Here is a 10,340-nt window from a genome sequence, read left to right as displayed (position 1 = left end):
TACGGCCGTAATAGGCAGTGGTGCCCTGACGGTAACGGCTAATGACGCTGTGGCTAACGGTTCCGCGACCAATACGGTGCAAGCCGTGGTCACTGATGCCAAAGGCAACCTGGTATCCGATGTGACAGTGAACTTCAGCGCTCCCGCAGACGTCGGCGTGGTTACAGCCAATGCGATGACCGATATCAATGGGGTAGCAACAACAAACCTGACTACAACTCGTGCGGGTGCCAGTACGATAACGGCAACGATTAATGGCAAAAGCCAGAATACGAGTGTGACTTTTGTTCCAGGCGCAGCGGTGACAGCTCAATCCAACTTAGTGGCATCGCCAACGACGATTGCGGCGAATGGGACTGCGGCTTCAGTACTGACGTTGACGCTTAAAGATGCGAACGGGAATATGGTGAGCGGGCAAAATGTCAACTTTGCCACAAGTCAGACGGGATCATCAGTTGGCAATATTACGGATAATAACAATGGTACTTACACCGCGAGGCTAGTCAGTACGCGAACAGGGAGTGCCACACTCGCAGCGTCGGGTAGTACGACGGTCACAACGACGATTGATAGCAACAGTTTTAATATTGATTTGCCCGTTATAACCCTGACGCGAGCTTATATCACCCAACCCGTCTCCAATGGCAATGCGATTACTGCTACAACTATGACCACAGCGTTAAATAAATATGAATCAATATATTATTCTTTCGCTGATGGCTCATGGTCTGGAAGTGTCACACTTCCGGCGTCAGCAGAGATAGGCGCTGCGGTTAAATTTGAGTCTAATGCTATGCAGGCCAGTACGATATCGTATAACTCTACTTCTGTATCCCTAACTACAGGTATGACACTTAACTTCCTTTACAATGGGAGTGCCTGGGTTAGGTCATAACCTTGGTTTTAGTCTGTTAACCAGCCATTAAAACGATGGGGAAACCTGCCGTTTTAATGGCTTTTTCTTTATGCTAATTCGCTATGCTATTTATGTTTCCAGAGATATAGCACATTGCATTACTCAGTTTATTTGAACTCAAAACTTCAGTACTGGGCAATCGCCCTATTTAAGCCGATATAACCAAATCTATTTCATCGCTTAGCTCTTGTAAATGCTGCGCCAATTGGCTGAATTTATCTTCGAATATCGGGTCTGGGACTTGAGTAAATGGATAACTCTCCAGTTGCTCGCAAAGTTCAAGTAATCTCGTGGCCCCTAAAATTTGAGCCGAACCATTAATACGATGCAGATGATGTTTCATGGTGGCCCAATCGCCTATATGAGCAGCCTCTTTAGCTGATGTCAGATCTTTATCATTTTCCAACTGGGATATCGCTAATATCTGCTGCATTAATTTGGCATCATGCATCGTCAATGTATTGAGTAAATCAATATTGATCAGTTCCCCTAAGCGCGATGCTGGCTGTTGGGTATTGACCAACCGTAACGAAGATTCTAGTTGTTGCAAATTGACAGGCTTAAATAAACATAAATTCATTCCAACGGCGAGACAACGTTCTCTCTCTTCTTCTTGCGCATTGGCCGTGAGCCCCCAAATAACAATATTTTCATCGAAACCCCGGATATGGCGTGTGAGGGTAATACCATCCATATTCGGCATATTGATATCAGTAATAAGCAAGTCATACTTATTTTGTTTAACTAACTCCAGCGCCTGAATACCGTCGATAGCTTCATCAATGTGATACCCCAAATTATCCAGCTGACGCCGCAATAGCAGGCGGTTATTGGGATGATCGTCGGCAATGAGGATCTTGAGATTTTTAGGTAGACTGCTGGATTGTTCAGGAGAGAGTGTCGCCGCTACGGCCTCACGAGAAACCTTCGTCGTGAGCATCACCGTTAAGGTTGTTCCTTGGCCCGGTTGACTAAACATTTTAATCTCACCATTCATGCGCAAGATTAGCTCGCGACAAATCATCAAACCAAGACCTGAACCGGTTTGTTGTTTGCCGCTTGATGTTTGGCTAAATGGCTTAAACAACAGTTGCTGCTCTTCCTGACTAATACCCGGCCCGGTATCCGTGACGCTCATAATTAACTGAGTTTGAGCCGCACTCTCGGTATGTGTTTCAGCACGCACTTCAATGCTACCTTGTTGAGTGAACTTAATGGCATTACTCAGGAAATTACTCAGCACCTGTCTGAATGCTTGAGGATCAAGCCACAGGTATTCCCCTTTAACTAATCGATTAACAAAAGTCAGTTGGAGTTGTTTCTGTTTTGCCAACCCCTCAAAGGCTCTTAATGTACTTTCTATCAATAATTCAACATCAACCCATTCAGGAGATGGTTCGAAATTGCCTGATTCAATCTTCTCCATATCCAAAATATTACCGATTAATCCCAGTAAATGCTGAGCAGAGGCATACGCCAATTGAATAGATTCTTTCTCTTCATTAGGGGACTGGTTATGGGTTGATAGTAATTCAAGGAACCCCATAATGGTGCTGATAGGCGTGCGAATCTCATGGCTCATGCTGGCTAGGAAAGAGCTTTTCGCTTGGTTGGCTTGAATGGCTTTATCTTTTTCTATCTGAAGCGCTTTCATTAATTGCTTCGATTCGGTGATGTCTTGCCAGCCGCAAATAATGGTCGGGGGAACATTCGCAGGCATAATACAAAGGGTGAGCCAATGTAAAATATGGCGATCTTCCTGGCCATTATTCAGTATTAGGTGATGCGCGAGAACCGAGTCCGATGGCAGACCTTTTTCAACATCATGGCGGATAGTTGAGAAAATACCGGCCAGTGGATGGCGACTATCGAATAATGATGTTCGGATCTCCTCACGTAATTCAGGAGAAAAGAACGTTGTAAATGCATGATTATAACTACACAACTCCCCTTCCATTGATAGAACGTAAACCGGCATAGGGATCGCGTTAGAGAGCGTTTGACGAAAGCTCAACTGAGTTTCTAGTTCTAATTGTGATTTTTTCCTCATGCGAATCTCGCGTGAAAGATAAAGTCCCCAGAGCAAACTACTTAAAACCAGCAAGGCTGCCAGCGCAATCACTAAATAAAACTGCGTACTATACAAATTCCAAGTATCAATCTGGATCTTTGGCATTTTTGCCCATTTGGCGGCCAGACGTAATATTTCTTTTTGTGGAATATTGTCTAATGCTTTATTGAGTATTTGCTGTAGTTCTTTATCTCCTCGGGGCATCGCGAAACTGATTAACGCAGGGGTTTCATCGGCGATACGAAAATATTTCAGCTCGCCCGAATAATAATGGTCAATCATATATCGAGCAGAGAGCAGATTATAGATAGCCCCATCTACCCGCCCATCATCCACCATATTCAGAGCCATACTGGTGTTATCAATCGTTACCCATTCAATTTTGGGATATTTGCTTTTTAGTTGCTCATATAGCGTGTGGTATGCCGGTATCGCGACTTTCATTCCATCAGATAATTGTGTAATCGCATCGGGCGTATCCTTTACTACCGCGACGAATGGCGTTGTGATAAACGGATGAGTAAATGAGATCAGATCCTCACGCTCTACGCTATAGGTCGTAGTGGGTAATATATCCCAATTACCTGTGAGCATGATTTTAGCCATTTCACTATTGGAATTAACTATAACCGGCTCAAATTCCACACCTGTTTCCAAATGGATAATATTAAGAATATCACCAATAAGCCCTCTAATTTCTGAGTTAGAGTCCGCCATCGTGAAAGGAGCATAGTAAGGATTAATTAATACGCGTAATTTAGGATTTTTTTCAAGCCAGCGTTTTTCCTGCGGCGTCAGTGATAATGGTTTTGACAAATATGGAAGACTGTAGTCATCAACCCAGAATTGATTTTCTTGATTACGAATTTGAGTCGTTACATTGTTGAGGAAGGCGTTAAGAATATCAATTAGCGGTTTTTCGCTATCCAGTACAATAAAACGGTTACTAATTTGCGGACTTTTCCAGAATTTCACCACACTAAGAGCATAGGGAAAATCCCTCATCATAGCCATATTCCCGGTAAGACTATTACCCATGAAATAGTCATTTTGCTCATCGACAACCGATGCCAACGCCGAGTATTCACTATCAAATGAAACAATTCTGGCATTAGGGAATGACTGTTTAATAAATTCTTCAGGCGGGTATGTCCCTGCGATGGCAATATTGACGGGGTTCTTGGTATGCAGTGGCTGCATCATTTCATCCTGCCGGGTCACTAGCATGGGATAAGAACTCACCAGCGGCCCAGAAGCAATTAAAGGGCTTTCAACTACCATCGAATCGGTTTGTTGAGTAAGGATAAAATCTACTTCTCGTAATTTCACTGCAACAAGGGCTGCCTGTTGGTCAGGGTAGCGTTTAATATCAATATTAGTATTAAGCGCCTTCTGCAACAGTGTTAAATAATCGGCATTAATCCCTCGATAACGCCCCGTCAGGCTAGTAAATGCCAGTGGAGGATATTCAGGAGGATATACAGCAACGGTCAACTTGTTTTTTTTTGCTAACCAGATCAAATCATCATTATTCAGCTTTATCGTCGGAGGAAGCACATCACTTTGCCCCGCCAGTTCCAACGCGATAGGCTCCACCACTTCGGCATAAGCAAATGGTATCGCCATCATTAGCGATAATAAAACACCGAGAAATTGCTTCAACATGTTGTTAATCAACACTATTACGGCTAGCAAAAGCAAATAGATCCATTAACGTTTTACACTCCAGTTTATCCATTAAGCGACTTTTATAGGTACTAACGGTTTTACTGCTGATGTTCATTTCAGAGGCGATGTGTGCCGTGTCCGCACTATTTAAAATATAGCGCATGATTTTAATTTCTTGCATGGAGAGCGATTGTAGCCTTTCCTGCTCTGAAGGTAGGCTGCCGACAAACCCATTTAATGAAAAGGGGAAATAGCTATAACCGTTTTGGGCAGCTTTAATCGCAGAAATAATATTTGTGATACCTTCTTTTTTACTGACGAATGCATTTGCTCCTGCATCAGCACTACGTTTGCCATAAAAAATATCATTTTTAGCCGAAACAACAATAATGATGCCACCATAGCCTTGTTTTCTTAGTTTCTCAACGACTTCCATTCCATTTAATTTAGGAATATCAACATCTAAGATAATAATTTCTGGTTGGGCGCTTTCAATCAACTTAAGTGCTTCGATGCCATCACCAGCCTCTGACAATACTGTAATTCCTTCGTTTTCTAGCAAATTACGAATAGCTATACGAGCTAGTGGGTGATCATCAACAATGATAGCGCTCATTTGGAGCTCCTCTTTCAGTATTGTTTCCTTTGTCCTCAGAGAATGATCCCTTGTGCGAATTTTTTCCACTTAAATTCATTATAAGACATGGTGATTCACAAAGATTGGCTAGAAAGGGCCAGATCAAGGGTACGGAAGGGATAAAGTGAGGAGTTTATTTTTGGTTGCGCCGTGATGTACAGAGCATATGTAGGACAAATCTAGTTTTAATCCATCGTTATTTCAATATTGATACTGTCGTTCTTGCAGAACGCAGCTCTTCTTTTACGTAAAATCACCTCACTTCACTATATTCCATAAACCTCTTCTCGATAAATCTACTTATAACCCCCCCCCATTTATGGGCGAAGGATGACAGGGCCTGTAGGCATCTGTAACTTCTGACGTAGGGGTATACTTAATTTTATTTTATCCCCAAAAGTGTTTTTCACTTATATCTATATTAAAAAATTCATTTAATCTAAATTATTTTACTTTATAAAGTATTAAATTCTGTTTTTTAAAATAAAACGATATTTTAAACCAACTTTGCGTTTGTGGTAAGTGGTTTGATCCAAATCAAAGTTCTTTAACGGTTTTAAATATCGCATATAATTAATCCAACAAAAACACACTGGCGTATTAAACATAACTTATATTCCCCAAGTATTCCTCAAGCCAAAGGAATGCGTGTTTTATATATTTATAATATAAATTAATTATATTTAATTCCCCCATTCTGCAATTGGCAGATATAAAAACCTTATTTAAATAGGATAGGATATGAGTGATGTTATCATTTTCAGTCAGAGTTCACTATTTCTTTTTTCACTGCAACTTATCATAAGGAATAATATAGATCTTGATAAAAGAAAAGATAATATAACAACCAAATTATTTTGCTCACTCGATAAATTCATCAGCCAACTAGATGACAGCGAAAAAAAAATTGTAATATTCGATATAGATGGGATATCAAAAACAAAGCAAAATATCATTTTTAATAAAATAAAGGATATGCAAAATAACGCTTCTATACTCATATTTTGTCGATATGAGGCGGATTCACTTTATTTTCATACCTTATCTGAAGTAACACGCTTTGTTGTCAGTAAAAGCACACCAATAATAGAGATCTCATCAATAATTAATAAATTCATTCTGTTAGCTGAAAAGGATAATGATGAGGGTACTCGATTAGATCCAAATATTAAATCTCAGCCAAAACTGTCAAAACGAGAAAAACAGGTTTTGCATCTAGCTTCTATGGGGATGGACTATCAGGATATTTCAGAGCATCTCAATATTACCGAAGGACGGTGAGTCACTATATGTCAAACATACGAGATAAGTATGGTTACAAGAAAAACTTTAACTTATACTTCAGGTACTGAAATAACCAATATCAGTGATGACTGGATTGCCCATCTGATAATACCCATAATTAATCAAGTCTTATCAGAAATACATTTTTAAAAAGTTCTTCATGGCCAAAGGTAATGCTAATTATCCCCATTGTGATCCTGTACTGCTTTACTATCATAGTCAGGATCACATATTTTATATCATCAGTGATGATGCCGACACACCATTTCCTGACCATCAATGACAATCACAAGAGATTAAAATTAACATTTTTTCTTGTTAAACCCACCTGATATCAATTTTCATGTAAGTTTCTCCACGAGCTAATGACATTGGTAAAGAGTCCTAGCTTGCTCTAAGATGGGCATATTATATATTTTATGATGGATCGTAAACTCCAATCTTTATTCTTTCTAACGGCTTAAAAAATAGTAATTCGTGATTTGTGTTATAACCTTGAACATCACTATGCCCTGCTTTTTGATAACCAAAATTCGGGTACATACCAAACCATTTATCTTTTCCCATCAATTGAAGCCAGTGTGAATCAATAGCACAGTTGACTTGTTCTCCGCCTGCCTCTAACTTTCTGACCGCTTCACTTACATTATCAAGCAATGTTTGATAATAGTTTTTATTCACCAGATAAGCACATGAACAGTGCGCCATATTCAATCGGAGAAAATGGTTATCATTAATAAAAGGCATTACATGATAATAATTTGCAGACAGCATGGCCACATCCCAGTCGGTGGTTTTTAACATAGATAAAAAACGGTTCGCCAATGCGACACTCTCGATATCATCATTGAAAACAATATCATCTTCTAGGATCAAAACGTTGTCCCATTCATGATCTCGTGCCATTTTCAGAACTGCTTCGTGAGATTTAGCACAGCCAATATAGCCTGGCTTCTCATCTATTGCCTCAAAGCGAATGACTTTTTCATTTGCTATATTAAACTTTTGCAATAGCTCTTTAATATTATCCTCCCGATCAGAACGAGTCTTGAGGTTAATATAAACAACTTTTTCTACTAAAGATAAATCTAGTTCAATATTATTTTCATATTTCATATTATTTCTCCTTTTAGATTTAATTGTAATATTATCATTTATAAATAAAAATAGGTCAGAACAAATTTAAGAGAATAGCCCGGAAAAATATATTGATGTTGTTAGTCATGAGTTCATTATCACAAAGTATAAGCGTTAAATTCCTTCATATAACTGGTGTGATAATCTATAAAAACAAGACAATTTCATTATACTCTCATCAAAATGATCTTAACTCTGCTTGGTTGGTTTCAAAATCATACGCACCTGCTATTGAGAGATCGATAGGATGCGGATTCCACTCGATCAGTCCCTTAATTTCAAACTGTGCAATACCATTTTTTGCATTGTGTAATTTATTTACCACCAAAGATTCTGAAATAATTCGCGGTTCAAAACGGATGATTGCCTCACGAATAATTCGTTCAATTGTCATCCAGTTGTGAGGTGTTGAATACCGACCAATCAATGGCGCAATACCGAAGTTTAATACCGATGTTGCTACCCATTTATGACGCTGTTCATCAAGCAGATCATCAATATTGGCATTATTTAGTATCTCGGTAATATTCTTCTGTACCAATTTTCGCATCATACGTGAGTCATAAAAGAATTTATCCTGGGGCTCTATCAGCTTTTTAGGATCATCATCAAGTAGGCGCTCTAATAAAGTAGGTAAGAATTGTCTCTTCTTTTCCATCATTTCGCTTGTCCGCTAAACCTAAACTCTTCCACATCGAATAATGCATATTCATTTTGGTCAGTGAAAAACATTTTCCGCCCTGAACCAATATAAAGAGTCTCTGTCAGTTGTTCCCATTCGGTTTTAAGACCGAGTTTGGTGTCATTATTAGCACCAACGGCTAATGGATAACGCGCAGGTACGTAGCCGAACCAAACTTTATCATTTACGGTAAGCTGTGCCGGAGCCCAAACTAAATCGATAATATTTTTAGGTTTGGAAACCTTCATTAATTGCACTTCGGCAAAAGGAACCCAACGGTAACCACCTGCACTAATAAATTCGCAAACCGGCCCGATGCGGCCATCGCTATCAGCAATCCAGGAAAACGACGAAGCAGAACTCGTTTCACCTATGCTTTCAGGTATTTGTGATAATGCTAACTGACGTATTTCTTCACTTTGCGCGCAGTCACCCTCGTGCAAGCGTTGATTGGCCTGTTGCATCAATGCAACCCACTCCGGCAGGGAATCATTCAATGAGCCAGGGGCGCGCTTACCAGCCAAAACTTCTTCACGTAATCTCTCGCTTAACACTAAATTTTTATAGAGTTCAGCCTGTTTAGTCATTTCAGGAACCAGCTTAACCAGTGTTTCAAGTTGTAGTTGAGCTTTTTGCCATAATCCGTCAAGACAATAAAGTTTGAATAATAGTTCTCGCGCATCAATATCTGTTGGCTTAGATTTCAACTTAGCAATGACTTCAGCTTGTATTTCTGGTAACGAACTGCTTTTCAATAATTCACTTAGATTGGTCATATTCATTATGTGGTAATATCCAGACTTAAATTTATAAATGGCTGTCTAGCCCCAACTTATAGAGTTCTTGAAATACGAGTGCTGGCACGCTACTTTTCTCTTTAGTTATAATATGTTCCGGTGCCAACAGTTTTAATAAATCAACTTTCCCCTCGTCCTGAGGTGTTTCAAGGTAATCAATGACACTTAATTCCTTGGTGATTCTTTCGATAAGTCCACCTGAATCTAAAATACATTCCGTCAATGTTTTATCTTGTACGTACTCCCTAATATTTTCCAGAAAACCGTCGTTAGCAGACAATTTTGTCGTCTGTAATTGCCCCTTTTCAGAAAATTTCTGGCCCTGCTCACCCCACATTAAAAATCGCTTATATTCTAGCTCCAAATTTTTTAGAACATCCTGCTCTGGCAATTCTTGCGCTAGCGTCTCATTAACATCATCCAGATAAGAGATGTAGTGACCGCCATGAGATAAAATATCTTCAATTTCGGGTAGATCGGTTGTTTCTAACACCGATATTTGTTCCAGCACCAATCGGTTGTCAGTAAAACTCTTGCTCGCAGTTTGTCCTGATGCTTTTTTGGCCGTAATAACAAAATGACCAAACTTGATCTCTGCACCTAACGATAATGGGGAGTGCTCACCGGGGGCTAACTCTTTACCGTTGATCATGCAGATAAAATCATTACTGTGGTTAATAATCATTGATGCCAATGAATGCCGGTAAAACCGGATTTCATTTTTTCCATCCCCCACAGAATGGGGAGCAAACTCCCCTTTTTCCATACTAAAACAGATAGCATTCTGCTCTGTAATCGCATCATGAAGCTGAAACTGTTGCGACATTCGTGGCCACGTTAATACCAATAACATGACGATTATCCACCTATAAATACGTTGGCCGATCCGCTGACAACTGCAGCACCATCTCCAGCCAAATCACTCACTCGGGCCGCTGGGAGCTTATTAATAAATACTGTCGCAGAGCCTGTAACCACCGAGGTCATGCCGACCAATGAGGAGGATGCAGCACTCCCACCCGCAACAGCTGCCGGTTGCGCGTTAATCAATACATTGGGTGAACCACTCGATATAGCTCCGCAACTAGTGGCATCTCCCATTCTTGCTGCACAAAACATATTTTATCTCGCTTAACGAAATTACTGTT

At 40.0% G+C, this 10,340-nt stretch carries 9 protein-coding genes; 2 read left to right on the top strand and 7 right to left on the bottom strand.

Translation table 11 applies throughout. From position 1 onward, the window contains the following. Positions 1 to 895 (top strand): Ig-like domain-containing protein (locus YROHD0001_RS00310; protein ID WP_032818500.1); only part of this gene is annotated, 895 nt, incomplete at its 5' end. Between the two features lie 169 nt (positions 896 to 1,064). On the opposite strand, the gene YROHD0001_RS00315 is transcribed toward YROHD0001_RS00310, so the two are convergent. Both YROHD0001_RS00315 and evgA read right to left on the bottom strand, forming a co-directional pair. Then, positions 1,065 to 4,652 carry a response regulator gene (locus tag YROHD0001_RS00315; RefSeq protein WP_004716877.1) on the bottom strand — a complete coding sequence of 1,196 codons (3,588 nt, stop codon included), beginning with the start codon at positions 4,650 to 4,652 and terminating at the stop codon, positions 1,065 to 1,067. A 4-nt stretch (positions 4,653 to 4,656) separates the two neighbouring features. Continuing rightward, a complete protein-coding gene (gene evgA, locus YROHD0001_RS00320) occupies positions 4,657 to 5,271 on the bottom strand; it encodes an acid-sensing system DNA-binding response regulator EvgA (protein WP_004716876.1) in 615 nt (204 codons plus the stop codon). Positions 5,272 to 6,033: 762 nt separating this feature from the next. Here evgA and YROHD0001_RS00325 point away from each other — a divergent pair. After that, the gene (locus YROHD0001_RS00325) at positions 6,034 to 6,573 is read left to right on the top strand and encodes a helix-turn-helix transcriptional regulator (protein WP_004716874.1); all 540 of its coding nucleotides are present in this window, start codon (positions 6,034 to 6,036) and stop codon (positions 6,571 to 6,573) included. A 420-nt stretch (positions 6,574 to 6,993) separates the two neighbouring features. Here YROHD0001_RS00325 and YROHD0001_RS00330 read toward each other — a convergent pair whose 3' ends face one another. The 5 genes from YROHD0001_RS00330 to YROHD0001_RS0118965 all read right to left on the bottom strand — a co-directional run bounded on the left by YROHD0001_RS00330 (position 6,994) and on the right by YROHD0001_RS0118965 (position 10,311). Further along, positions 6,994 to 7,692 carry a glycosyltransferase family 25 protein gene (locus YROHD0001_RS00330; protein WP_004716872.1) on the bottom strand — a complete coding sequence of 233 codons (699 nt, stop codon included), beginning with the start codon at positions 7,690 to 7,692 and terminating at the stop codon, positions 6,994 to 6,996. Between the two features lie 199 nt (positions 7,693 to 7,891). Next, on the bottom strand, positions 7,892 to 8,371 hold the full coding sequence (locus YROHD0001_RS0118970) for a type VI secretion system baseplate subunit TssE (RefSeq protein WP_032818502.1): 480 nt from the start codon (positions 8,369 to 8,371) through the stop codon (positions 7,892 to 7,894). Then, positions 8,371 to 9,177 (bottom strand): type VI secretion system accessory protein TagJ, encoded by an 807-nt coding sequence (locus YROHD0001_RS00335; protein WP_004716871.1) that lies wholly within the window; start codon positions 9,175 to 9,177, stop codon positions 8,371 to 8,373. Before YROHD0001_RS00335 ends, YROHD0001_RS0118970 begins: the two co-directional genes overlap by 1 nt. 25 nt (positions 9,178 to 9,202) lie before the next feature. Beyond that, entirely contained in the window at positions 9,203 to 10,045 is an 843-nt protein-coding gene (locus tag YROHD0001_RS00340; protein ID WP_004716870.1) for a TagK domain-containing protein, read from the bottom strand. Positions 10,046 to 10,050: 5 nt separating this feature from the next. After that, a complete protein-coding gene (locus tag YROHD0001_RS0118965; protein WP_032818498.1) occupies positions 10,051 to 10,311 on the bottom strand; it encodes a PAAR domain-containing protein in 261 nt (86 codons plus the stop codon). Positions 10,312 to 10,340 lie beyond the last annotated feature (29 nt).

This window comes from Yersinia rohdei ATCC 43380 (assembly GCF_000173775.1).
GTDB classification, from domain to species: Bacteria; Pseudomonadota; Gammaproteobacteria; order Enterobacterales; family Enterobacteriaceae; genus Yersinia; species Yersinia rohdei.
The sequence above is the reverse complement of the archived record's forward strand: the minus strand, read 5'-3'. Positions and strand labels throughout refer to the sequence as shown.

What these genes read in the sequence shown, in the direction of transcription:
- YROHD0001_RS00340 (WP_004716870.1), bottom strand. Translation starts at nt 10,045, where the DNA reads ATGTTATTGGTATTAACGTGGCCACGAATGTCGCAACAGTTTCAGCTT.
- YROHD0001_RS00335 (WP_004716871.1), bottom strand. Translation starts at nt 9,177, where the DNA reads ATGAATATGACCAATCTAAGTGAATTATTGAAAAGCAGTTCGTTACCA.
- YROHD0001_RS00325 (WP_004716874.1), top strand. Translation starts at nt 6,034, where the DNA reads ATGAGTGATGTTATCATTTTCAGTCAGAGTTCACTATTTCTTTTTTCA.
- YROHD0001_RS0118970 (WP_032818502.1), bottom strand. Translation starts at nt 8,371, where the DNA reads ATGGAAAAGAAGAGACAATTCTTACCTACTTTATTAGAGCGCCTACTT.
- evgA (WP_004716876.1), bottom strand. Translation starts at nt 5,271, where the DNA reads ATGAGCGCTATCATTGTTGATGATCACCCACTAGCTCGTATAGCTATT.
- YROHD0001_RS00315 (WP_004716877.1), bottom strand. Translation starts at nt 4,652, where the DNA reads ATGTTGAAGCAATTTCTCGGTGTTTTATTATCGCTAATGATGGCGATA.
- YROHD0001_RS0118965 (WP_032818498.1), bottom strand. Translation starts at nt 10,311, where the DNA reads ATGTTTTGTGCAGCAAGAATGGGAGATGCCACTAGTTGCGGAGCTATA.
- YROHD0001_RS00330 (WP_004716872.1), bottom strand. Translation starts at nt 7,692, where the DNA reads ATGAAATATGAAAATAATATTGAACTAGATTTATCTTTAGTAGAAAAA.